Raw genomic sequence first — 22,208 nt, 5'->3', positions numbered from 1 at the left:
CGAGAAATGAGCCACTCCCATGATCGAGTTCCGCTCGGTGAGCAAGAAGTTCCCGGATGGCACGGTCGCCGTCGACGATTTCAGCCTGGCCTTCCCGTCGCACCGGACGACGGTGCTCGTCGGATCCTCCGGCTCGGGTAAAACCACCCTGCTGCGCATGATCAACCGGATGGTCGACCCCAGCAGCGGCACGATCGAGATCGACGGGGCCGACATCGCCCGGCTCGAGCCGGTGCCGCTTCGGCGCAGCATCGGCTATGTGATGCAGAATTCCGGCCTGCTCCCGCACCGCACGGTGATCGACAACGTGGCGACCGTGCCGCTGCTGCGCGGGGTGCCCAGGAAGAAGGCCCGGGCCGACGCCCTCGCCCTGCTCGGCACGGTGGGCCTGGACCAGACTCTCGCCGACCGGTACCCGAGCCAGCTTTCCGGCGGTCAGCAACAGCGGGTGGGGGTGGCGCGCGGGCTCGCGGTCAACCCGAACATCCTGCTGATGGACGAACCGTTCGGGGCCGTCGACCCGATCGTGCGGGCCGAGCTCCAGCAGGAACTGATCCGGCTGCAGAGCGAACTGGGCAAGACGGTCGTGTTCGTCACCCACGACATCGAGGAGGCGTTCCTGCTGGGCGACCAGGTCGTCATCCTGCGCGACGGCGGACGGATCGCCCAGGTGGGGGCCCCGGCCGACATCCTGGCGAACCCGGCCGACGATTTCGTGGCCAGTTTCATCGGCGCGGATCGCGGCAAGCGTGCCTTGCATCTCGAACGCCGTGGCGACTCCGACCTCCTCCTCGACAGCGCGGGACGCCTGGCCGGCGTGCTCGTGCAGCAGGGACCGACGGCGACGGATGCCCGGGCGGACCGGTGACCTGGATCTGGTCGAATCTCGACCTGCTCTGGGATCGCACTCTCGATCACCTGGTCCTCAGCGTGCCGCCGATCATTCTCGGCTTCCTGATCGCCGTGCCGCTGGGCTGGCTCGCAAACCGGTACCGGGCCGGTCGCGGCGTGATCCTGACGGCCAGCGGCCTGCTCTATGCCATTCCGTCGCTGCCGCTGTTCTTCGTGATCCCGGCCATCGTCGGCACCAGCCTCCGCTCGCCGCTCAACCTGGTCATCGCCCTGACGATTTACGGCATCGCACTGATGGTGCGCGTGGTGGCCGACGGACTGGCATCCGTGGACACGGATGTGCGACAGTCCGCCGTCGCCGTGGGGTATTCCGGCTGGAGCATCTTCTGGCAGGTTGAGCTGCCGCTGGCCGGACCGGTGCTCCTGGCCGGTCTGCGGGTCGTGGCCGTCAGCACGGTCAGCCTCGCCACGGTGGGGGCCGTGATCGGCGCGCAGAGCCTCGGCAGCCTGTTCACGGACGGCTTCCAGCGCGGCATCCAGGCCGAGATCATCGCCGGGATCGTGCTGACCGTCGCCCTGGCACTGCTGCTGGACGGTGCTCTCGTGGTGCTCGGACGCCTCCTGCTGCCCTGGACCCGCCCGGCAACGACGAGCCGGCGGGCACTCCGGGCCGCCCAGCTCGGGGAGGTGTCCGCATGAACCTGTTCGGGGACGCTCTGAACTGGATCCTCGACCCGGCCAATTACGCCGGGCCGGGCGGCATCCCGGTGCGGCTGGTCGAGCACCTGGTGTTCACGGTCGTGACGGTTCTGATGGCCTCGCTGGTCGCGATTCCGGTCGGCTTCCTGATCGGGCACACGGGTCGGGGACGCAGCCTGGCGGTGGCCGCCTCCGGCGGGCTACGGGCCATTCCGACCCTCGGCCTGCTGACCCTGGTCGCGCTCTGGGTGGGCATCGGACTCAGTGCGCCGTTTGTGGCGCTCACGGTCCTCGCGATCCCGCCGATCCTCGCGGGCGCCTACGCCGGCTTCGAGGCCATCGACCGATCCATCATCGATTCCGCCCGGTCGGTCGGGATGTCGGAGAGCCAGATCGTGCGCACGGTCGAGGTTCCGCTGGGGATGCCGCTGCTGATCGCGGGCATCCGTTCGGCGACCCTGCAGGTCGTCGCCACGGCGACCCTGGCCGCGTACGTCGCGGATATCGGTCTCGGCCGGTTCCTGTTCGCCGGATTGAAAACCCGCGACTATGCGGAGATGCTGGGCGGGTCGCTGCTGGTGATCCTGCTCGCCCTCGTTCTCGAGGGAATATTCGCGCTGGGCCAGCGTCTTGTCATTCCCAGAGGCGTCGCGTCCGGACGTCCCCCAGTCGACCGTGCCAGGTCAGCCCGACCTGACCCGGGGATGGAACCCGCCATCACGAAAGGAACCCACTAATGTTCACAGCTAAAAGAGGCCGGCTCGCGGCGGTCGCCGCGGTCGCGGTTGGGGCCGTCGTAGCCCTTGCAGGGTGTGCGTCCGGTGACCCCCTGGACAGCGGAAGTAACGCGGGCGATGATTCGGCAACCCTCGTCGTCGGTTCGCAGGACTACTACTCGAACGAGATCATCGCCGAGATCTACGCCCAGGCGCTGGAGGAGAACGGCTTCACGGTCGACCGCCAGTTCAAGATCGGCCAGCGCGAGGTTTACCTGCCGGAGATCGAATCCGGCTCCATCGACGTCTTCCCCGAGTACACCGGCAGCCTGCTGCAGGCCCTCAACAAGGATGCCGCCGGCGGCACCGCCGAGGAAATCTTCGCGCAGCTGCAGGAGGCGCTGCCCGACGGGCTGAGCGTGCTGGAGATGGCCCCGGCCACGGACCAGAACTCCTGGACCGTCACGCAGTCGTTCGCCGACAAGTACAGCCTGACCGACATCGCGTCGCTCGCCGACGTCACCGAGCCGATCACCGTCGGCGGACCGTCCGAACTTCAGACCCGCCCGTACGGACCGACGACGCTGACGGAGAAGTACGGCATCCCCATCGCCGGCTTCACGCCCATTGAGGATGGTGGCGGCCCGCTCACGATCAAGGCCCTCGTCGACAACGACATCCAGATCACGAACGTCTACACGGCCAGCCCGAACATCAAGACGGACAACCTGGTCGCCCTCGACGACCCCGACGGCCTGTTCTTCGCGGACAACGTCGTGCCCGTCGTCTCCGCCAAAGTCAACGAGAAGGCCGCCGACGTGCTCAACGCCGTCAGTGCCGCCCTGACCGCCGAGGACCTGGTCAGCCTGAACTCGGAGAGCGTGAACGACCAGCTCTCCGCCGAGAAGATCGCGACCGCCTGGCTCGAGCAGGCGAAGCTCTTCTAGAGCACGTCCCCGCCGCTCAGGCGAGGGACAGGAGCAGCGTCGGCAGCAGCAGCAGTGCTGCTGCCGACGCCGCGACGACCAGCGCGGCGGAACGCGGCAGCGGCACCGGCGGGCTGATCAGCCGGCGAACGCGGGGTGTCACCAGGTCGAACGGATGATCCGGGCCGTCGGCGAGTTCGACATCCGTCCCCCGCGGGTCCACCTGGTGTGCCGACCCGACGAGTGCGATCGCCGTGGCCAGCGTGCGGTCGTCGACGACCCGCCTGGCCTGGTCGTCGGCGAGCATCTCGACCAGCAGGGCGACCGCGTTCTCGGCACGGTTGGCGATCGGGAACCACGGCAGCGCGCTGTTCCATGACTTGAAGGCGAGCAGCACGAGGTGGTGCCGCTGCAACAGGTGCGCGCGCTCGTGCGCGATCACCGCGCGCAGCTGGTCCGCATCCAGCAGCCGCAGCAGACCCCGTGAAAGCACCGTCGCCGACCGGCTCGCGCCGGGCAGGCAATAGGCGACCGGGGAGTCGTGCTCGATCACACGGGTGCCGGCGTGGTGCGGCAGAGGCTCGCTGAGCAGTCCGATCAGGTGCCGGTGCCGGCGGTGCTGGCGTTCCGCTCGGGAGAAGGTCGCGGCGAGGTTGAGCAGCAGATGGCTGCCGAGGATCAGCGCCGCGCCCAGCATGAGCACGGCGCCGAACGACGTATCGGGCGGCAACGTTCCGGTGAACAGGTGGCCGACCAGGGAACGGATGCCGTCGAACAGGTTCTCCCCGAACGGGAGCAACCCGAAGCTGAGCAGTGAGCCGATCATGGAGAGTCCGCCCGCCAGGGCGATGGACTGCCACAGGACCAGGGCGACGGCGGGGGAGCGGGCCGGCCAGTCGGCGGTGGAGAGCCAGATCGGAACGGGACCGGCGAGCAGCACGGCGACGATCAGGAGCGCTCCGGCCGTGACGGTCACTCGCGAACGAGCGGCGCGGTGCCGAGGAGCAGGCGCAGGGCGTTGGCCTCCTGCGGGGTGACGTCGCCGATGAACCGGGCCAGGGCCGCCGATCGGTCGGGAGCGGATCCGAGCACCTCGTGCATCAGTTCGGCGGTGTGTTCGGCCCGGGTCGACACGGCCCGGTAGCGGTGCGGCCGCCTCTCCCGGTCGCGGCTGACGAAGCCCTTGGTCTCGAGACGGGAGAGCACCGTCAGCACGGTCGTGGTGGCGAGCGGTTTGCGCCGTGCTCCGGCGACCGCCGGGGTGAGCAACCGGTCCCGGAGGTCGGTGGCGGCCAGAGGCTCCGTGGTGTCCCACAGCACATCCATCAGCAGTCTCTCGAGTACGCCCAAACTCCCCATAGGGGGGAGTCTAGTGCGCGCCTTCGCACACTTCTACGCGTCGTAGAAGAGTAATGTTCTACACAGTGTAGAAAACCGGAAGACGCTGGAGGGCGCATGAACGAGTGGCTGGACCCGTTACTCCTGTCGAGATGGCAATTCGGTCTGACCACCGTGTATCACTTCCTCTTCGTGCCGCTCACGATCGGGCTGGCGTTCACGGTCGCGCTGTTCCAGACCGCCTGGGTGCGCACGGACAAGGCCAAGTACCTGCAGCTGACCCATTTCTTCGGCAAGATCTTCCTGATCAACTTCGCCATGGGCGTGGTCACCGGAATCGTGCAGGAGTTCCAGTTCGGGATGAACTGGTCCGACTACTCCCGCTTCGTCGGGGACGTGTTCGGCGCCCCGCTCGCCTTCGAGGGGATCATCGCGTTCTTCCTGGAGGCCACCTTCGTCGGCCTGTGGATCTTCGGCTGGGACAAGCTGCCCCGCGGCCTGCACCTGGCCACCATCTGGCTGACGACGGCCGGCTCGATCGCCTCGGCCTACTTCATCCTCGCGGCGAACGCGTTCATGCAGAACCCGATCGCCTTCCGCATCAACGAGGAGCGCGGCCGGGCCGAGCTGACCAGCATCGGCGAGCTTCTGACCAACCCGATCGCCCTGGCCTCCTTCCCGCACACGATCTTCGCCTGTTTCATGGTGTCCTCGGGCCTCATCATCTCGGTCGCCGCCTGGCACCTGCTGCGCAAGCAGAACGAGGACACCATGCGGCCCGCGCTCAAGCTGGGAATGTGGATGATGGTCGTCTCCGGGGCGATCACCACCTTCTTCGGCGACTCGCTGAGCCTGGCCATGACCGCGGCCCAGCCCATGAAGATGGCCGCGGCCGAGGCGATGTACAAGACCGCGACGGGTGCCGACGCATCCTTCTCGATCTTCACCCTCGGCACCCCGGACGGCGTGAGCGAACTCTTCTCAATCCGCATCCCCTACCTGTTGTCGTTCCTGTCGACCCACACCTTCACCGGCACCGTCGAAGGCATCGACAACCTGCAGGCGCAGTACGTGACCCTGTACGGCCCCGGCGACTACACGCCGACCATCTGGATCACCTATTGGGCCTTCCGCTGGATGATCGGCCTCGGCATCGCGCACATTCTGGTCGCCGTCGTCGGCCTCTGGCTGACCCGCAATGGTCGCACCCCGACGGCACCCTGGGTCTGGAAGATCGCGATCTGGAGCTTCCCGTTCTCACTGCTCGCCATGAGCGTCGGCTGGGTCTTCACCGAGATGGGCCGGCAGCCCTGGCTCGTCTTCGGCCTGCTGCGCACCCAGGACGGCGTGTCACCCAATGTCAGCGGCGTCGAGATCCTGATCTCGCTGATCGCGTTCACGCTGATCTACGGCGCCCTCGCCGTCGTCGAATTCAAGTTGATCCTGCAGGCCGTGCGGAAGGGACCTGCCCCGCTGGCGGAACCCGACCCGGTGTCCGGCAAGATCAAGCCACAGGTCACGGTCTACTAGGAGCGCATGATGGAACTCAACATTCTTTGGTTCTGGATCATCGGTGCGCTCTTCATCGGCTACTTCGTCCTCGACGGTTTCGACTTCGGCGTCGGCATGTCGCTGCCCTTCCTGGGCAGGGACGACCTCGACCGCCGGGTCATCATCAACACCATCGGGCCGGTCTGGGACCTCAACGAAACCTGGCTGATCGTGGCCGGTGCGGCACTCTTCGCGGCGTTCCCGGAGTGGTACGCCACCCTGTTCAGCGGGTTCTACCTGGCCCTGCTGGTGATCCTGCTCGCCCTCATCCTGCGCGGGGTGTCGTTCGAATACCGGCACCAGCGCCCGGAAGCGGCGTGGAAGAAGCGCTTCGACCTCATGATCGTGATCGGGTCCGCGGTTCCCGCCCTGCTCTGGGGCGTCGCCTTCGCCAACATCGTGCAGGGCGTGCAGCTGGACGCCGGCCACAACTACACCGGTTCCTTCTTCGACCTGCTCAACCCCTACGCGCTGCTCGGCGGGCTCACCACGTTGCTCCTGTTCTTCACCCACGGCGTGGTCTTCATCTCCCTCAAAACCGAGGGGGACATCCGTCAGCGGGCTCAGAAGCTCGCCGTGAAGGCCGGGATCGTCACCATCGTCGTGGCCGCCACATTCCTGCTCTGGACCACCCTGGCCTTCGGCAGCCTCCCCACCGCTCTCTTCGCCGCCGGCGCGGCGGTCAGTCTGATCGTCTCGTTCCTCGCGAACCTGCGCGGGTCCGAAGGCTGGGCGTTCACGCTGATGGCCGCGACCATCGCCCTCGCCGTCCTGGCGCTTTTCGCGTCCCTGTTCCCCGACGTGATGCCGGCGAGCAACGACGCGGCGAACAGCCTGACCATCGAGAACGCCTCCTCGACGCCGTACACCCTGCAGGTGATGAGCTGGACCGCCCTGTTCGCCATGCCGGTCATCTTCCTCTACCAGGGCTGGACCTACTGGGTGCTGCGCCAGCGGGTCAGCCGCACGACCGTCTCGGCCGCCGTGGAGACGACCGTGGAGACGGCCGTACACTAAACGAAATGCGCCCTTTCGATCCTCGGCTTCTCCGCTATGCGTCCGCCGCCCGGTGGTTCCTGTCGGTGGGTGCCCTGCTCGGACTGGCGCAGACCGTCATCGTGATCGCGTTCTCCTGGCTGCTGAGCCAGAGCATCACCCTCGCGGTGACCGGGGCGTCGCAGACCGATCTGGCCTCCACCACGGCAGCCCTCGCGGGCGTGGTCGTGGTGCGGGCCGCGCTGGTCTGGCTGCTCGAGGTGGCCGCCACCCGCGGGGCGGCCCAGGTCAAGAGCCAGCTGCGCCGCCAGGTGCTCGAGCGGGTCTCCGAGCGCGGCCCGGACTGGCTCAGCATCCGGGCCAGCGCCGGCGTCTCCACCCTGGTCACCCAGGGTCTCGACGCGCTCGACAACTACTTCGCCCGCTACCTGCCCCAGCTCCTGCTGGCGGGGATCAGCACGCCCCTGCTGATCCTGGTGATGCTCTGGCAGGACCTGCCCAGCGGCATCACGGTCATCGTGGTGCTGCCGTTCATCCCCGTCTTCATGGTGCTGATCGGCCAGGCCACCCAGTCCGTGCAACGCCGGCAGTGGGAGTCCCTGCAGCGATTGTCGACGGGCTTCCTCGACCTCGTCGGCGGGCTCGGCACCCTCAAGATCTACGGCCGGGACCGTCGCCAGTTCGCCCGGGTGCGCACCATCACCGAGGACTACCGCGCCCGCACCATGAAGGTGCTGCGGGTCTCCTTCCTCAGCGGGTTCGTGCTCGAACTGGTCGCCAGCCTGTCGGTGGCCCTCGTCGCCGTCTCCATCGGCCTGCGCCTGGTCGACGGCAGCCTCGCCCTCGGCGTGGGGCTCTTCGTGCTCCTGCTCGCTCCGGAGGCCTTCCTCCCCGTGCGGCAGGTCGGCGCCCAGTTCCATGCCGCGGCCGACGGACTCGCGGCCGCCGAAGAGGTCTTCGCCATTCTCGACGAGACCGAGACCGAGACCGAGACCGAGACCGAGACCGAGACCGAGACTGCGACCGGGGCCGCGCCCGCGGAGCCCCGAGCCGCCTCGACACCGGCCGCCGCGCCGGCCGGGCGGGGCCACGCGGATGCCGGCGCGCTCCGGTTCGAGCACGTCAGCATCCGTCGCGGCACGGATGCCCCCGTGCACGACTTCAGCGCCGTCTTCCGCCCCGGCGAACTCACCGTGGTCGTGGGCCCGAGCGGCGCCGGAAAATCCACGCTGGTGGCCGCCCTGCAGGGATTCATCCCCTTCGACGGAAGGATCCTGCTGAACGGCGTCGAGCAGACCCCGGGCACACCGCGCCCGTGGCTGGCCTGGGCCGGGCAACGGCCGGGACTGTTCCAGGGAACGATCGCCGACAACCTGGCACTCGGCGACGCATCCGTCGACCGAGGCACCGTGACGCGGTCGCTGGAGTGCGCCGGAGCCGACGATCTCGATCCGGCCACGATGCTCGGTGTCGCCGGGGAGGGACTTTCGGGCGGGCAGGCCCAGCGGGTGGCCGCCGCGCGCGCCCTCTACCGCGCCGAGACGCACGACTGCGCCGTGGTCGTTCTCGACGAGCCCAGTTCGGCGTTGGACGAGGCGGCGGAGGGGACCCTCGTCGCCGGGCTGCACCGGCTCGCCACGCGCGGGCGGATCGTGATCGTGGTCAGCCACCGGCCCGCGTTGCGGGACGCCGCCGACCAGATCGTCGCCCTGAGCGAGGTGGCCCATGTCTGATCCCCGGGTGAACGCGAGCAGCGACCCGACCGCCGACCCGACCGCGGACACGACCGCCGACCCGGCCGAGGTGCGCGCCGTGCTGCGCCTGGCCCAGCCGCCGGTCCGCCGGTTCGCCCCCGGCCTGGCCGCGGGCGTGCTGAGCGCGCTCTTCGCGGTGGCCCTGCTGGCTTCGTCGGCCTGGTTGATCACCCGCGCCGCCGAGCAGCCGCCGATCATGTTCCTCTCGATGGCTGTCGTCGGGGTGCGCGCGTTCGCGCTCGGCCGATCCGCGTTCCGCTACCTCGAGCGACTGGCCGGCCACGACGCCGCGTTCCGTCAGCTGGCGGACCTGCGTCTGGGCGTGTTCGCCCGCATCCTGCCGCTCGCCCCGGCCGGCCTCGGCGGTACGAGCCGCGGCGACCTGCTCAGCCGCCTCGTGCGTGACGTCGACGACCTGCAGGACTTCCCGCTTCGGGTGGTGCAGCCGCTGGCCACAGCGGGGATCCTCGCCACCCTGAGCGTGTTCGGGGTCTGGCTGGTGCTCCCCGCCGCGGGCCTGACGCTGGCGCTGTCGCTCCTGGCCGGCGGCCTGCTCGCCGCGCTCGCCTCCACCGTTCTGTCCGCCCGGTCGGAGCGCCGGCTCGCGCCGCTCCGCGGCACCCTCGCCGGCGAGGTGCTCGAGGTGGTGGAGAACCTCGACGTGCTGACCGCCTTCGGTGCCCTCGACGCCCGCCTCGCCGGTCTCGCCACCGCCGACGACCGGCTGCGCCGGGCCGCGCTGCGCCGGTCGCTGGGCGTGGGCGTGCAGGGAGCCGTGCTGTCGCTGTTCGCCGGTTTGGCGACCGTCGGCGCGCTCTGGGTCGGCATTCCGGCCCTTTCCGGGCCGGTCGGCATCAGCGGACCGGGCTTTGCCGTGGTGGTGCTCGTGCCGATGGCGGTGTTCGAGGTGTTCGGCATGATCCCGCTCGCACTCGGCGTCTGGCGCCAGGTGCGCTCCAGCGCCGCGCGGGTGGCCTCGGCCGTACCGACCGTGGTTCCGGTCGAGATTCCGGTCGAGCCGGCCGAGGCAGGGATAAGCGTGACATCCGCACTCAGCGCCCGCCCGGTGCTTGAACTCACGAACGTCGGCGCCCGCTGGCCCGGTTCCCGGGCCCTGGCGGTGTCCGGCGTGACCCTGCGCCTGGCGCCGGGGGACCGCGTGCACCTGGCCGGTCCGAGCGGTGCCGGCAAGACCACGTTGGCCCAGACCCTGGTGCGCTTCCTCGATTACACGGGCTCGTACCGGCTCGACGGCGTCGAGGCGCGGACGCTGGCGCCGGCCGAGGTACGCGGCCGGGTTGGGCTGTGCGAGCAGCGTCCCTGGCTCTTCGACGACAGCATCCGTCAGAATCTGCTCTTCGCCCGCGAGACCGCCACCGACGGCGACCTGCTGGCGGTGCTCGACCGGGTCGGACTGGGGGAGTGGGCCGCCCAGCGCGGCGGCCTCGACGCCCGCGTCGGTGAGCGGGGTGCCCTGGTCTCCGGCGGGCAGGCGCAGCGGATCGCGCTGGCGCGCGCCCTGCTGGCGGACTTCCCGGTGCTGATCGTCGACGAACCCACCGCCAACGTCGACGAGGCGCAGGGAGAGCGACTCGTGCGGGACATCCTGGTCACGGCCCGCCAGGACGGCCGCGCGGTGCTGCTGATCTCGCACACGCCCGTGCCGGACGACCTGATCACCGCCCGTGTCGTCGTGCCCGGCCCGGTGATCCGGCCAGCTGATCCGGCCAGCTGAACCGGCACGCCCCACCGCAGCCGGCGGTCAGCGGTGGTCAGACGACCGGAGTCGTCGGCTGTTCCATGTGCCGCTCCTCGCGCCGGTGCAGCCAGCGTTTGACCAGGAAGACGAGCAGCACGAAGAGGGCGATCGCGGCGACGAAGAGGTACCCGGCGAAGTGGAGCCGGTCGGAGAGTTCACGGTAGCCCTCGGCGGCGGCCGATCCGATCGAGACGTAGGCGACCGCCCAGATCACGCAGGCCGGCACGGTCCACTTCATGAAGGTGCGGTACGGCATCGGGCTCATCCCCACAGTGAGGGGGATCAGCGAGTGCAGCACGGGCAGGAACCGGGAGAGGAACACGGCGATGCCGCCGCGTCGGGCCAGATAGATCTCGGCCCGGGCCCAGTGGCGCTCCCCGAGGCGGCGCCCGAGGCGGCTCATCCTGATCCACGGCCCGAAGTGGCGGCCAAGGGCGAAGCCGATGCTTTCGCCGATCAGTGCTCCGACGATCACCGCGACGACGAGTCCCAGAAACTCGGCCGCGTTGCCCACCGCCGTGCTCGCCACGATCACGATGGAATCGCCCGGCACGACCAGGCCGACGAGAACGGATGTCTCCAGCAGCATGCCGAGTCCGGCCAGCAGGGTGCGCAGCACCGGGTCCACGCTGGAAACGGTATCGAGGATCCAGCTGAGGATGTCGTTCACGTCTCACAGCCTAGGCCCGCCCGCCCAGCGGACCCTGGGACCCGTCGCCCCCTTCGTCCGCGCCGCTCCCAAGCTCCCCTCTCCACCCGCCGAGCCGTGAGTATCGCCCCTCAAAATCGGAAGAAAAGGGGCGATACTCACGGTTCGGCGAGTCGCTGACGGCCGGGGAGGGCGACGGCCGAACGCGGGGTGGAATCACGGCACCTAGGCTGGGAGCGTGACCGGGCCGATTCAGAGCATCCTCCTGCCCGAGTGGTGGGAACCGGCCTCCGTCTTCGACACCCTGTACCGCGACAGCCCGTACGTGTTCTGGCTGGATGCGGGGGACCATGCCGACACCGGTCTCAGCTACCTCGGGGCTGCGTCTCCCGGGTCCCGGTTCGTGACCGCCTCGGTGCCGGCGGGCACCGTGACGGTCGCTGTCGCCGAGAACCCGTCGGTGCCCGGGCGGAACGTGCCCGGGTCGATCTTCGAATTCCTGCGCGCGGACGAGCTCCTGCGCGCGGACCAGACCGGCTCCGACGACGATTCGGATGCCGGCACCGACGCCGGCACCGGCGTGGATGTCCACGTGGATACCGGCGGCTTCCGGTTGGGCTGGGTGGGCTGGTTCGGCTACGAACTCGGCGCCCAGACCGTCGGCACGCCCGTGCACACCTCGCGCTACCCGGATGCCGCCCTGCTCGAGGTACACCGGGTGCTCGTGTTCGACCATGCCGCGCGGACGGTCACCGCGCTCGCCCGCCGCGCTCCCGGCGACCCGACGGATGCCCCGCAGGCGTGGGTGGACTCAGTGCTTCAGGCTCTCGCGGGGTCCAAGCCGCGGCTCGCGGCATCCGTTTCCCTTCCGCCCGCGCAGCCTGCCCTCGGTGTCGAGGCCGAAGCCGGCACTGCCCGGTGGCGGCACGACGCGCACCGTTACGCGGAGCTGATCGCAGAATGCCAGGCCTTCATCCGGGCCGGCGACGCCTATCAGCTCTGCCTGACCAACGAGATCCAGGTCGACGTGCGACCGGACCCGGTCGACGCCTACCTGATCCTGCGCGCCGGCAGCCCCAGCCACCACGGGGGGCTCCTGCGCTTCGGCGACACTGCCCTGCTCAGCTCCTCCCCGGAACAGTTCCTGGCCGTGACCCCGGACGGCCTGATCACCACGAAACCGATCAAGGGCACCCGGGCTCGCTCCCGGATCGCCGACCGGGACCGCGAGCTCCGCGACGCGCTCGAGGGAAGCGACAAGGAACGCGCCGAGAACCTGATGATCGTCGACCTGATGCGCAACGACCTCGGCCGGATCGCCGAGCTCGGCAGCGTGCAGGTCACGAACCTGCTGGCCGTGGAGAGCTACGCGCACGTGCACCAGCTGGTCAGCACGGTCGAGGCGCGCCTGGCCGCGGGGGTGAGCGCGGTCGATGCCGTGGCGTCCTGCTTTCCCGCCGGATCCATGACCGGCGCACCCAAGATCAGCGCGATGACCATTCTCGACGCGCTCGAGGGCGGTCCGCGCGGGCTCTATGCCGGTGCCTTCGGCTATCTCGGGCAGAACGGGGCCGTCGACCTGGCCATGGTCATCCGCAGCATCGTGCTCAGCCCGGACGGGGCATCCATCGGCACGGGCGGCGGCATCACGGCGCTGTCCGATCCGCTCGAGGAGATCGAGGAAACCCGGCTGAAAGCGGCCGCGCTCCTGGCCGTCCTCGGTGGTCACCCACTCGGCACCGCCACGGGCCAGGGCCAGGTTTAGTAACCTAAGAGCTTGGACGCCGCCGCCGCGCGGCCCTGTGCCTGCTGGCGCAATCCCCACTGCAACGAAGAGAGTCACGTGGCACACGAGTACGACCGCACCCGCACCGGCCAGGACAGCGAGGAAGAAGTCTACGATTTCGCCGCCATCCAGGCGAAGTGGCAGCCGATCTGGGAAGAGCTCGACCCCTTCCGCACGAACGATCCCGGCGACAAGCGCCCGCGCAAGTACGTGCTCGACATGTTCCCGTATCCCTCCGGCGACCTGCACATGGGTCACGCCGAGGTCTACGCGCTGGGCGACATCGTCGCCCGGTACTGGCGCCAGCAGGGCTTCAACGTGCTGCACCCGATCGGCTGGGACTCCTTCGGGCTGCCCGCGGAGAACGCCGCGATCAAGCGCGGCATCGATCCGCGCGGCTGGACCTACGACAACATCGCTCAGCAGAAGAAGAGCATGAAGCTCTACGCGGCATCCTTCGACTGGTCCCGGGAGCTGCACACCAGCGACCCCGAATACTACAAGTGGAACCAGTGGCTGTTCCTGCAGCTCTACAAGAAGGGCCTGGCCTACCGTAAGGACAGCTGGGTCAACTGGGACCCGGTCGACCAGACCGTGCTCGCCAACGAGCAGGTGCTCGCCGACGGCACCTCGGAGCGCAGCGGCGCCGTAGTGGTCAAGAAGAAGCTCACCCAGTGGTACTTCAAGATCACCGACTACGCCGACCGCCTGCTCGACGACCTGAACCAGCTCGAGGGCACCTGGCCCGCCAAGGTGCTGAACATGCAGCGCAACTGGATCGGCCGCTCCATCGGCGCCGACGTGGACTTCGTGATCGAGGGCCGCGAGGAGCGCATCAGCGTCTTCACCACCCGTCCCGACACGCTCTACGGCGCAACCTTCATGGTCGTCGCCCCCGACGCGGACCTCGCCGCCGAGCTGGTCGCGGATGCCTCGCCCGCCGTCAAGGAACGGTTCCAGGACTACCTGGTGCAGGTTCAGAACAGTACCGAGATCGAACGCCAGGCCACCGACCGGGAGAAGACCGGCGTGTTCCTCGAGCGTTACGCGATCAACCCGGCCAACGGCGAACGCCTGCCGATCTGGGCCGCGGACTACGTACTCGCCGACTACGGCCACGGCGCCGTGATGGCGGTGCCCGCCCACGACCAGCGCGACCTCGACTTCGCCCGCCGCTTCGACCTGCCCGTGATCGTGGTCGTCGACACGACCGCGCCGGTCACCGGAATGATTCCCGTGATCACGCCGGACATGATCGACGGCACCGAGGAACTCCCTTCGCTCGACCCGGCCCGAACGGGCGTCGCATTGACCGGGGAAGGTCGCCTGATCAACTCGGACGCGCTCAACGGCCTCAGCAAGAACATCGCGGTCAAGCGTATGATCGAGCAGCTGACCGCCGACGGTACCGGCCGGGCTGCCAAGAACTACCGGCTGCGCGACTGGCTCATCTCCCGCCAGCGCTACTGGGGCACGCCGATCCCGATCATCCACGGCCAGGACGGCGCCGAGATCCCGGTGCCGGAAGACCAGCTGCCCGTGCTGCTGCCGCCCACCGATGGCCTCGACCTCAAGCCCAAGGGCACATCGCCGCTGGGCGGCGCGACCGACTGGGTCAACGTGCCCAACCCGATCGACGGCACCCCGGCCCGCCGCGATGCTGACACCATGGACACCTTCGTTGACAGCTCCTGGTACTTCCTGCGCTTCCTGAACCCGACCGACGACACAAAGGCGTTCGACCCGAAGGAAGCCGAGAAGTGGGCGCCCGTCGATCAGTACGTCGGAGGCGTCGAGCACGCCATCCTGCACCTGCTCTATGCGCGGTTCATGACCAAGGTGCTCTTCGACCTCGGCTACGTCAGCTTCACCGAGCCGTTCACGGCCCTGTTGAACCAGGGCATGGTCATCCTCGACGGCGCCAAGATGTCCAAGAGCAAGGGCAACCTGGTCTACTTCACCGAGGAGGTCGACCGGTTCGGCGTCGACGCGGTGCGGCTCACCATGGCGTTCGCCGGACCGCCGGAAGACGACATCGACTGGGCGGATGTCTCGCCGGTCGGCTCCGCCAAGTTCCTGGCGCGTGCCTGGCGGGTCGCCCGTGACGTCACGAGTGTGCCCGGCGTCGAGTGGAAGAACGGCGACGCCGGGCTCCGCCGCGTCACGCACCGGTTCCTGGCCGACGCCCCCGGCCTGGTCGAGTCGTTCAAGTTCAACGTGGTCGTCGCGCGCCTGATGGAGCTCGTCAACGCCACCCGTAAGGTGATCGACACGGGCGCCGGCGCCGCGGATGCCGCGGTGCGCGAGGCCGCGGAGGTCACCGCCATGGCGCTGAACCTGTTCGCGCCGTACGCGGCCGAGGACATGTGGCAGCACCTCGGCTACGAGCCCTGCGTCGCCCTCGTGCAGTGGCGCAAGGCCGACCGAACTCTGCTCGTGGAGGAGTCGGTCACCGCCGTCGTGCAGGTCGACGGCAAGGTGCGCGACCGCATCGACGTGTCCCCGAAGATCTCCGGCGACGACCTGGAACGCCTCGCGCGGACCTCGCCCGAGGTCATCCGCCGGATCGGCGACCGCGAGATCATGAACGTGATCGTGCGCGCGCCGAAACTGGTGAGCATCGTCACCCGCGGCCAGTAGCCTCGCTTCCCTCGCCTCCCCAGGGCGGCACCTCGCTGTGCCGCCCACAGGGTGCGCCTGAGTGTCGGGAGACCTGCACTCGCCGGCCTAGCCTGCCGGGATGGAGTCTGACCCGGTAGTCGCGGCGCTCGACCGTTTGGCCCCGAGCGCGCAGGGGCGTGCTCCGGCGCGGGTGCGCATCGGGGTGGGCGCTGCCGTCGTGCTGCTCATCGCGGCGTTGGCCACCGCAGTGGTCGTGTCCATGGTCGGGCAACAGGCCGGGCACCAGGTGGTGTCCCCGGCGGAGCCGGCCGTCGGTTCGGCTTCCGGTTCGGCTTCCGGTGGCGCCGACGCGGTCCCGGCCCCGGGCTCCTCGGGGGCAGCCGCGGCATCCGGTGCCCTCATCTTCGTGCACGTGCTCGGCGCCGTGCGGCGTCCGGGACTCTTCGAACTCTCCACCGGCGCCCGGGTGATGGATGCCGTGGCCGCCGCCGGCGGGCTGACCGAGACCGCCGATCCGGCCGGCACAAATCTCGCGCGGAAGCTCAACGACGGCGAGCAGCTGTATCTGCCGCAGCTCGGCGAAGTCCCCGCGGGACCGCCGCCGGGCACCGGCACGGGTGCGTCCGGCGCATCCGGTTCGGGCGGTGGCACGGCACCCCTGGTCAACCTCAACACGGCAACGCTGGCGGACCTCGATACCCTGCCGCGCATCGGACCGGCGATGGCGCAGCGCATCCTGGACTTCCGTGATGCCAACGGGCCGTTCACCACCGTGGAGGACCTGCGCAATGTCACCGGCATCGGCGAGAAGACCTTCGAGGGCCTCAGCGCCCTGGTCACAGTGTGAGGGAGGCCGTGCACGCGGGGCGACTGGAGTACTGACGCATTCCTGAGGCGAGCGTATCCTGTGCGGCATGACGGATGACGCCCTGATCGGGCCGGTGACCGCACCTGACCTGCACGTGATGACGTACAACATCCGTCGCCGCTTTCCCCCGATGCGGCCGCGGAGTCCCGATCATTGGAGCACCCGGAAGCATCTCGTGCGACGCCTCATCGCCGCCGAGCTGCCCACGCTCCTCGGCGTGCAGGAGGCCCTGGCCGACCAGGTCGGCTTCGTCGCGGACACGCTCGGATCGCACTACCGCTGGGTCGGCCGTGGCCGCAGCGCCTCCGGCGGCGACGAGAGCTGCACGATCTTCTACGACTCGCGGCGGCTGGAACTGACCGATTGGCAGCAACGAGCGCTGTCCGCGACGCCACACCAGGCCGGGTCCCGATCATGGGGCAACCTGGCGCAGCGTGTGGTCGTGTCAGCCGACTTCACGGACACCGCCACCGGGGGACGGCTGCTCGCCTTCAATACCCATTTCGACCACCTCTCGGGGCGGTCGAGGCGCGAATCGGCGAGCTTCATCCTGGACCTCGTCGGGGCCGCCCGAGAGGCCGAGCCCGAGGCCGCCATCGTCGTGACCGGTGATTTCAACGCGGATGCGAGCGCGCCGGTCTACCGCCCGCTGATGGCAGATGGTGCACTGCGGGACTCCTGGCAGGCGGCGGGGGAGCGCCTGACGCCGCAGTGGGGCACCTTCTCGAACTACCGGCGCAGCCGTCAGGGTGGAAAACGCATCGACCTCATCCTGGTGGGGCACGGTGTCGACGTGACGACCACGGGCATCAACGCCGCACGCTTCGACGGCCGTGCAGCATCCGACCACGAACCCGTTCAGGCGGTTCTGCGCCTGGGCGATGACCAACCGGAGGTGCTGCCATGATCCGCACAGCCCTGCGCGCCCCCTCGGGGGCGGGCGAGATGGTCGCAGACGGGCTGCGGGTGCTCGCCCTGGTCGGAATCGTGGTCGCCGGTCTCGGTTGGGGCACGATCGCCGGGGTGAGCCTCGCGGTCGTCTCGGTCGGGATGTTCCTTCCCCGGCTCCTGGACATTCGGCCGAGCGCCGACATCACGTTCGGTCTCGTTGTGCTCGTCGCCGTGTGGAGCAGCGTGCTGCAAATCTACATCTCGACGCGATGGTGGGATCTTCCGATGCATTTTCTCACCAACGGGCTCTGCGCGGCACTCTGCTACCTCCTGCTTGTGAAGCTCGACGTCCTGCCCGACGCCGCGACGCTGTCCCGACCGATGCTCTCGGCCGTTGTGATGACCACCGCACTGGGTTTGTCGCTCGGAGCGCTCTGGGAGGTCTTCGAGTGGTTCGGGCACACGTTCATCGACGAGGAGATCTACGTCGGCTACGTCGACACGATCGGCGATCTGGTCTGGGGCGGCGCCGGCGCCGTGCTCGCGGGCTGGAGCGTGTCGTTCCTGGTGACCCGGTCCACCGGAGCGGACCGGCCGTCCCGGCCGTCCCGGCCGATCCCCGGCTGAGTCGTCAGAGGCGGATTCTGACGCGGTAACCGCGAGGCCTCCCCACCTGTGGCTCTGCACGAACAGGGCACAGGACCAGGGGACCACGGGGCTCACTGCGCCCGCGTGGATATTCTCCACGGATGGAGTCCGGGACCGGGATCGACCTGCGCCTGGTGCTGCCGGCGACGACCGCGTGGCTCGCGGCCTGGGTGCTCATCGCGTTCCCCGAGTGGGCGCCAGGCAGCCAGACCGCACTGTGGGCCGGAGCCGTGTGCCTGGGCCTGGTTGCGTGGCGAGGCAGCGGTGTGCGCGGGCGCACCGATTTTCGTCGGGCCGACGATTTCGGGTGGTCGGCCCGGGTCGTCCGGTCGCCCGTGTGGGGAGTGGCCCTGGTCTGCTGCGCGTCCGCCGCACTGATGACGTCCGCCGTCACGGTCGCGGCTCCTGACCGCTTGCCGGCGACGGTGCGGGAGAGCGCCACCCGGCAGGAATCAGTGACCGTGCTTCTCTCCGTGTCGTCGATACCGGTGCAGACGCAGTCGTTCGGCGCTCCCGCCCTCTTCGGCCCGGCAGGCGCCGATTCGGGAGTGTCGACCCGGGTACGCTTCCGCGGCACACTGACCGGCATCGAGCAGGGCGGGGTCGCACGGGAGGGTGCCGTGCGGGGCCTGTCGGTGCCGGTGGTTGTGTTCGCGGAGACCGCGGATGCCACGGCGACCGCGCTCCAGATCGGCACCGTCGTGCGGCTGGACGCCACCGTCCGGCTGACAACGGCCGGGGACGCGGCATCCGCCCTGGTGCTCGGGCGGGGTCCGCCCGAGATCGTCGGGGCACCGCCCTGGTGGCTCGGCTGGGCCGGGGAGTTGCGCACCGGTTTCACGGCCGCGGCGGGGGGACTGCCGGGCGACGGCGGCGACCTGCTGCCCGGCCTGGCCATCGGCGACACGAGCTCCGTCGGGGTGGACCTGGATGCGGCGATGAAGACGAGTTCGCTCAGTCACCTCACGGCCGTGTCCGGGGCGAACTGCGCCGTGGTGATCGCCGGTGTCATGTTGCTGACCGGGTTTATGGGACTGCGCCGCGGCACCCGGATCGGGCTGTCGCTGCTCACCCTGCTCGGGTTCGTCGTGCTCGTGACGCCCGAACCCAGCGTGCTGCGCGCCGCCCTGATGGCCATCATTCTGCTGGTCGGGATCGCTTCGGGCCGGCCGGGGCGGGGCGTACCGTTGCTCGCCCTCGTCGTGATCCTGCTGCTGGTGGCCGACCCGTGGCTGGCCCGCAGTTACGGTTTCGCCCTCTCGGTGCTGGCCACGGCCGGCCTGCTCGTGCTGGCCGCACCGCTGACCCGGATGCTGCACCGTTGGCTGCCCGGCTGGCTCGCCGCGGTGATCGCCATCCCGCTGGCCGCGCAGCTGGCCTGCCAACCGGTGCTCGTGCTGCTCACACCCACCCTCCCGCTCTACGGGGTGCCCGCGAACCTCCTGGCCGGCCCCGCGGCCCCGGCCGCCACCGTCATCGGCCTGATCGCGTGCCTGCTGCTGCCCTGGCTGCCCGGCGTCGCCGAGGGAGTGCTCTCCCTGGCCTGGCTGCCGGCCGCCTGGATCGCGGCGATCGCCCGCACAACTGCGGAGCTGCCCGGCAGCCGCCTGCCCTGGCTGGGAGGGGTGTTCGGTGTTCTCGTGACGGCCGTGTTGACCGTCGCCGTCGTGGCGCTGGTGTTGCGTGGCCGGCGGCAGGGTCGGGCGCGCTGGCCGATCGCGGCGATCGCGGTGCTGGTCCTGGCCGCCGGTGGTTACGCGGGCACCCTGCTCGGGGCCGGCGTCGGCCGGGCCGTGGCCTTCCCCGCGGACTGGCAGATCGCGGCCTGCGACATCGGGCAGGGCGATGCGGTTGTCGTGCGCGACCGTGACCGGTACGCGCTCGTCGATGTGGGGCCCGACCCTGGCCTCCTCGCCGAGTGCCTGGACACACTGGGGATCGACCGGATCGACATCCTCGTGCTGACCCATTACGACCTGGACCACATCGGCGGGGTCGCGGCCGTGATCGGCCGGGTCGACACGGCCCTCGTCGGTATCCCCGAGGACGCCGACGATGAGCGTCTGCAGCATGCCCTCGCCGCGGGCGGGGCCGAGGTTCGCGCGGCCGCCCGCGGCGATACCGGAACCCTTGGGGAGCTGCGCTGGGAGATCCTCTGGCCGGTGCGGGACTCACCGGTGATGCAGACCGGCAACCCGGGCAGCGTGACGATCGGCTTCGACGGTCGCGGCATCCGTTCCCTGTTCCTGGGGGATCTCGGCGAGGAGTCCCAGGACGCCCTCCGGCGCAGCTCCGCCCCGGGCGCGGTGGATGTCGTCAAGGTCGCCCATCACGGGTCGGGGGACCAGAGTCCGGAGCTCTACGCGGACCTCCAGGCCACCGTGGGGCTGATCTCGGTCGGCCGGGAGAACGGCTACGGCCATCCCACCGACAAGATCCTCGATATTCTCGTGTCCGCGGGCACGATGGCGCTGCGCACCGACCAGCAGGGCCTGCTCGTGATCGCCCCGGGCCCCGGCGGTGGTGCGCTGACGGTGTGGAGCGAGACTGTGCAGGGCGAGACTGTGCAGGGCGAGACTGTGCAGGGCGAGACTGTGCAGGGCGAGACCGTGCAGGGCGAGACCGTGCAGGGCGAGACCGTGCAGGGCGAGACCGTGGCGGTCACCGGTCCCGGATAGTCTTAACCGATCCTGCATCGTCTTGACCGAAGGAACCCGAAGTGGCCGCACGAACCGCCTCATCCGGCCGGACCGCATCCCGCGCTGCGCCGAAATCGGCCGCCATTCCGCAGCTGAGCTGGCATCAGGTGCGGCCGGCCCCGATCATTCTGGTGTCCGGAACCGAGGTCTTCCTGGCCGAACGCGCGATCCGCCAGCTGCGGGACTTCCTCAAACTTGAAGACCCCAACCTGGAGATCAGCGATGTACAGGCTGACAGTTACGCGCCCGGCGAGCTGCTCACCATGGCCAGCCCGTCGCTTTTCGGCGAACCGCGCCTGATCCGGGTCAGCTCGGTGGAGAAGTGCAGCGACACCTTCCTCGCGGAGGCCCTCGACTACCTGCAGAACCCGGCCGAGGACACCTACGTCGTGCTCCGGCACGGCGGCGGGGTGCGCGGCAAGAAACTTCTCGACACCATCCGCTCCGGTGTCGGCGGTGGCATCGAGGTCGTCTGTGCCGAGCTGAAAAAGGACTCCGACCGGCACGACTTCGCCTCCGCGGAATTCAAGTCGGCCGGCAAGCGGGTCACGCCCAGCGCACTGCGCTCCCTGGTCGCCGCGTTCTCCGGCGATCTGGCCGAGCTCTCCGCGGCCTGCCAGCAGCTCATCGCCGATGTCGGCGCCGAGGTGACCGAGACGACCGTGGACCGCTACTACGGCGGCCGGGTCGAGGCGAACGCGTTCAAGGTGGCCGACGCGGCGATCGCCGGGCACCAGGGGGAGGCGCTCGTCATCCTGCGGCACGCCCTGTCGTCCGGCGCGGACCCGGTGCCGGTGGTGGCCGCGTTCGCCATGAAAATCCGCACCATGGCGAAACTCTGCGGGGTGCGTGGCGGATCGGGCCAGCTGGCCTCCCAGTTCGGCCTCGCCCCCTGGCAGGTCGAGCGGGCCCAGCGTGACCTGCGCAACTGGTCCGATGAGGGTCTGGCCCGGTGCGTCGTGGCGCTGGCCGAAACGGATGCCGCAGTGAAGGGGGCCGAGCGCGACCCCGTGTTCGCCCTCGAGCGCCTCATCGGCGTGATCGCCCGTCGCGGCGAGAGCTGACCTGGGGCTCTGAGAGTTGAAACCAGGCCCGGACACACGAAAGCCCCCACCGAAACGGAGGGGGCTTTCGCGTGTACGCGGGTCAGGGCCGGTGAACGGTCCTGAGCCAGGTCAGGCGGAGACTAGACGAGGGCGTTGACCGACTTGGCGATCGCGGACTTCTTGTTCGCGGCCTGGTTCTGGTGAATGACGCCCTTGCTGACGGCCTTGTCGAGCTTCTTCGAAGCAATGGCGAGGCTGGCAACAGCCTTGTCCTTGTCGCCCGAGGCGATCGCGAGGCGTGTCGCACGGACAGCGCGCTTGAACTCGCTCTTGACCGACTTGTTGCGCTCCTGGGCCTTCTTGTTGGTGCCGATACGCTTGATCTGCGACTTGATGTTTGCCACGTTT

General features: G+C 69.5%; 19 protein-coding genes. 15 read left to right on the top strand and 4 right to left on the bottom strand.

The genetic code is table 11. The annotated features are described in order from the left end of the window. The first annotated feature begins 19 nt into the window (after positions 1 to 19). From E3T23_RS10615 to E3T23_RS10600, 4 genes are read left to right on the top strand one after another with little or no spacing between them, the layout of a single operon-like run. Positions 20 to 868, top strand: coding sequence for an ABC transporter ATP-binding protein (locus tag E3T23_RS10615; protein ID WP_134370329.1), 849 nt, complete (start codon positions 20 to 22; stop codon positions 866 to 868). Continuing rightward, positions 865 to 1,551, top strand: coding sequence for an ABC transporter permease (locus E3T23_RS10610; protein ID WP_134370328.1), 687 nt, complete (start codon positions 865 to 867; stop codon positions 1,549 to 1,551). The genes E3T23_RS10615 and E3T23_RS10610 overlap by 4 nt, the downstream gene beginning before the upstream one ends. Then, positions 1,548 to 2,288, top strand: coding sequence for an ABC transporter permease (locus E3T23_RS10605; protein ID WP_134370327.1), 741 nt, complete (start codon positions 1,548 to 1,550; stop codon positions 2,286 to 2,288). The genes E3T23_RS10610 and E3T23_RS10605 overlap by 4 nt, the downstream gene beginning before the upstream one ends. Next, positions 2,288 to 3,214 (top strand): ABC transporter substrate-binding protein, encoded by a 927-nt coding sequence (locus E3T23_RS10600; protein ID WP_134370326.1) that lies wholly within the window; start codon positions 2,288 to 2,290, stop codon positions 3,212 to 3,214. Before E3T23_RS10605 ends, E3T23_RS10600 begins: the two co-directional genes overlap by 1 nt. A 16-nt stretch (positions 3,215 to 3,230) precedes the next feature. On the opposite strand, the gene E3T23_RS10595 is transcribed toward E3T23_RS10600, so the two are convergent. After that, positions 3,231 to 4,169, bottom strand: coding sequence for a M56 family metallopeptidase (locus tag E3T23_RS10595; RefSeq protein ID WP_134370325.1), 939 nt, complete (start codon positions 4,167 to 4,169; stop codon positions 3,231 to 3,233). Next, positions 4,166 to 4,552, bottom strand: coding sequence for a BlaI/MecI/CopY family transcriptional regulator (locus tag E3T23_RS10590; protein ID WP_134370324.1), 387 nt, complete (start codon positions 4,550 to 4,552; stop codon positions 4,166 to 4,168). The genes E3T23_RS10595 and E3T23_RS10590 overlap by 4 nt, the downstream gene beginning before the upstream one ends. A 96-nt stretch (positions 4,553 to 4,648) precedes the next feature. On the opposite strand from E3T23_RS10590, the gene E3T23_RS10585 reads away from it, so the two are divergent. Genes E3T23_RS10585 through cydC form a run of 4 tightly spaced genes read left to right on the top strand, consistent with a single transcriptional unit; the run spans position 4,649 to position 10,567 of the window. Continuing rightward, the gene (locus tag E3T23_RS10585; RefSeq protein ID WP_134370323.1) at positions 4,649 to 6,061 is read left to right on the top strand and encodes a cytochrome ubiquinol oxidase subunit I; all 1,413 of its coding nucleotides are present in this window, start codon (positions 4,649 to 4,651) and stop codon (positions 6,059 to 6,061) included. 9 nt (positions 6,062 to 6,070) lie between these two features. Then, positions 6,071 to 7,099, top strand: coding sequence for a cytochrome d ubiquinol oxidase subunit II (gene cydB / locus E3T23_RS10580; protein ID WP_134370322.1), 1,029 nt, complete (start codon positions 6,071 to 6,073; stop codon positions 7,097 to 7,099). 5 nt (positions 7,100 to 7,104) lie between these two features. Then, a complete protein-coding gene (cydD, locus tag E3T23_RS10575; protein WP_134370321.1) occupies positions 7,105 to 8,811 on the top strand; it encodes a thiol reductant ABC exporter subunit CydD in 1,707 nt (568 codons plus the stop codon). Continuing rightward, positions 8,804 to 10,567 carry a thiol reductant ABC exporter subunit CydC gene (cydC, locus tag E3T23_RS10570; protein ID WP_134370320.1) on the top strand — a complete coding sequence of 588 codons (1,764 nt, stop codon included), beginning with the start codon at positions 8,804 to 8,806 and terminating at the stop codon, positions 10,565 to 10,567. Before cydD ends, cydC begins: the two co-directional genes overlap by 8 nt. A 37-nt stretch (positions 10,568 to 10,604) precedes the next feature. Here cydC and E3T23_RS10565 read toward each other — a convergent pair whose 3' ends face one another. Next, positions 10,605 to 11,261: a DedA family protein gene (locus tag E3T23_RS10565; protein ID WP_134370319.1), complete on the bottom strand. Its 657-nt coding sequence runs from the start codon at positions 11,259 to 11,261 to the stop codon at positions 10,605 to 10,607. A 217-nt stretch (positions 11,262 to 11,478) separates the two neighbouring features. Between E3T23_RS10565 and E3T23_RS10560 the strand changes: the two genes are divergently transcribed. The 7 genes from E3T23_RS10560 (at position 11,479) to holA (ending at position 21,818) form a co-directional block, all read left to right on the top strand. After that, positions 11,479 to 13,005, top strand: coding sequence for an anthranilate synthase component I family protein (locus tag E3T23_RS10560; RefSeq protein WP_134370318.1), 1,527 nt, complete (start codon positions 11,479 to 11,481; stop codon positions 13,003 to 13,005). 78 nt (positions 13,006 to 13,083) lie between these two features. Beyond that, complete coding sequence (gene leuS, locus E3T23_RS10555) at positions 13,084 to 15,666, top strand: leucine--tRNA ligase (RefSeq protein ID WP_134370317.1); 2,583 nt, start codon at positions 13,084 to 13,086, stop codon at positions 15,664 to 15,666. 100 nt (positions 15,667 to 15,766) lie between these two features. Continuing rightward, positions 15,767 to 16,495 carry a helix-hairpin-helix domain-containing protein gene (locus E3T23_RS10550; protein WP_134370316.1) on the top strand — a complete coding sequence of 243 codons (729 nt, stop codon included), beginning with the start codon at positions 15,767 to 15,769 and terminating at the stop codon, positions 16,493 to 16,495. A gap of 67 nt (positions 16,496 to 16,562) precedes the next feature. Continuing rightward, positions 16,563 to 17,423: an endonuclease/exonuclease/phosphatase family protein gene (locus E3T23_RS10545; RefSeq protein WP_134370315.1), complete on the top strand. Its 861-nt coding sequence runs from the start codon at positions 16,563 to 16,565 to the stop codon at positions 17,421 to 17,423. Further along, complete coding sequence (locus E3T23_RS10540) at positions 17,420 to 18,034, top strand: DUF2238 domain-containing protein (protein ID WP_134370314.1); 615 nt, start codon at positions 17,420 to 17,422, stop codon at positions 18,032 to 18,034. Before E3T23_RS10545 ends, E3T23_RS10540 begins: the two co-directional genes overlap by 4 nt. 122 nt (positions 18,035 to 18,156) lie before the next feature. Continuing rightward, a complete protein-coding gene (locus tag E3T23_RS10535; RefSeq protein ID WP_134370313.1) occupies positions 18,157 to 20,733 on the top strand; it encodes a ComEC/Rec2 family competence protein in 2,577 nt (858 codons plus the stop codon). A gap of 41 nt (positions 20,734 to 20,774) precedes the next feature. Further along, entirely contained in the window at positions 20,775 to 21,818 is a 1,044-nt protein-coding gene (holA, locus tag E3T23_RS10530; RefSeq protein WP_134370312.1) for a DNA polymerase III subunit delta, read from the top strand. Positions 21,819 to 21,940: 122 nt separating this feature from the next. Here holA and rpsT read toward each other — a convergent pair whose 3' ends face one another. After that, positions 21,941 to 22,204 carry a 30S ribosomal protein S20 gene (gene rpsT, locus E3T23_RS10525; RefSeq protein ID WP_134370311.1) on the bottom strand — a complete coding sequence of 88 codons (264 nt, stop codon included), beginning with the start codon at positions 22,202 to 22,204 and terminating at the stop codon, positions 21,941 to 21,943. Positions 22,205 to 22,208: the final 4 nt, after the last annotated feature.

The sequence above is a fragment of the Cryobacterium cheniae genome (assembly GCF_004403395.1).
In the GTDB taxonomy this organism is placed as follows: Bacteria; Actinomycetota; Actinomycetes; order Actinomycetales; family Microbacteriaceae; genus Cryobacterium; species Cryobacterium cheniae.
Note: the sequence above shows the minus strand (reverse complement) of the source record. Positions and strands in the feature narration are given on the sequence as shown.

Excerpts from the sequence above, each read along its gene's own strand:
- E3T23_RS10615 (WP_134370329.1), top strand. The coding sequence starts at position 20 with ATGATCGAGTTCCGCTCGGTGAGCAAGAAGTTCCCGGATGGCACGGTC.
- E3T23_RS10605 (WP_134370327.1), top strand. The coding sequence starts at position 1,548 with ATGAACCTGTTCGGGGACGCTCTGAACTGGATCCTCGACCCGGCCAAT.
- E3T23_RS10600 (WP_134370326.1), top strand. The coding sequence starts at position 2,288 with ATGTTCACAGCTAAAAGAGGCCGGCTCGCGGCGGTCGCCGCGGTCGCG.
- E3T23_RS10590 (WP_134370324.1), bottom strand. The coding sequence starts at position 4,552 with ATGGGGAGTTTGGGCGTACTCGAGAGACTGCTGATGGATGTGCTGTGG.
- E3T23_RS10585 (WP_134370323.1), top strand. The coding sequence starts at position 4,649 with ATGAACGAGTGGCTGGACCCGTTACTCCTGTCGAGATGGCAATTCGGT.
- cydB (WP_134370322.1), top strand. The coding sequence starts at position 6,071 with ATGGAACTCAACATTCTTTGGTTCTGGATCATCGGTGCGCTCTTCATC.
- cydD (WP_134370321.1), top strand. The coding sequence starts at position 7,105 with ATGCGCCCTTTCGATCCTCGGCTTCTCCGCTATGCGTCCGCCGCCCGG.
- cydC (WP_134370320.1), top strand. The coding sequence starts at position 8,804 with ATGTCTGATCCCCGGGTGAACGCGAGCAGCGACCCGACCGCCGACCCG.
- E3T23_RS10550 (WP_134370316.1), top strand. The coding sequence starts at position 15,767 with ATGGAGTCTGACCCGGTAGTCGCGGCGCTCGACCGTTTGGCCCCGAGC.
- E3T23_RS10545 (WP_134370315.1), top strand. The coding sequence starts at position 16,563 with ATGACGGATGACGCCCTGATCGGGCCGGTGACCGCACCTGACCTGCAC.
- E3T23_RS10540 (WP_134370314.1), top strand. The coding sequence starts at position 17,420 with ATGATCCGCACAGCCCTGCGCGCCCCCTCGGGGGCGGGCGAGATGGTC.
- E3T23_RS10535 (WP_134370313.1), top strand. The coding sequence starts at position 18,157 with ATGGAGTCCGGGACCGGGATCGACCTGCGCCTGGTGCTGCCGGCGACG.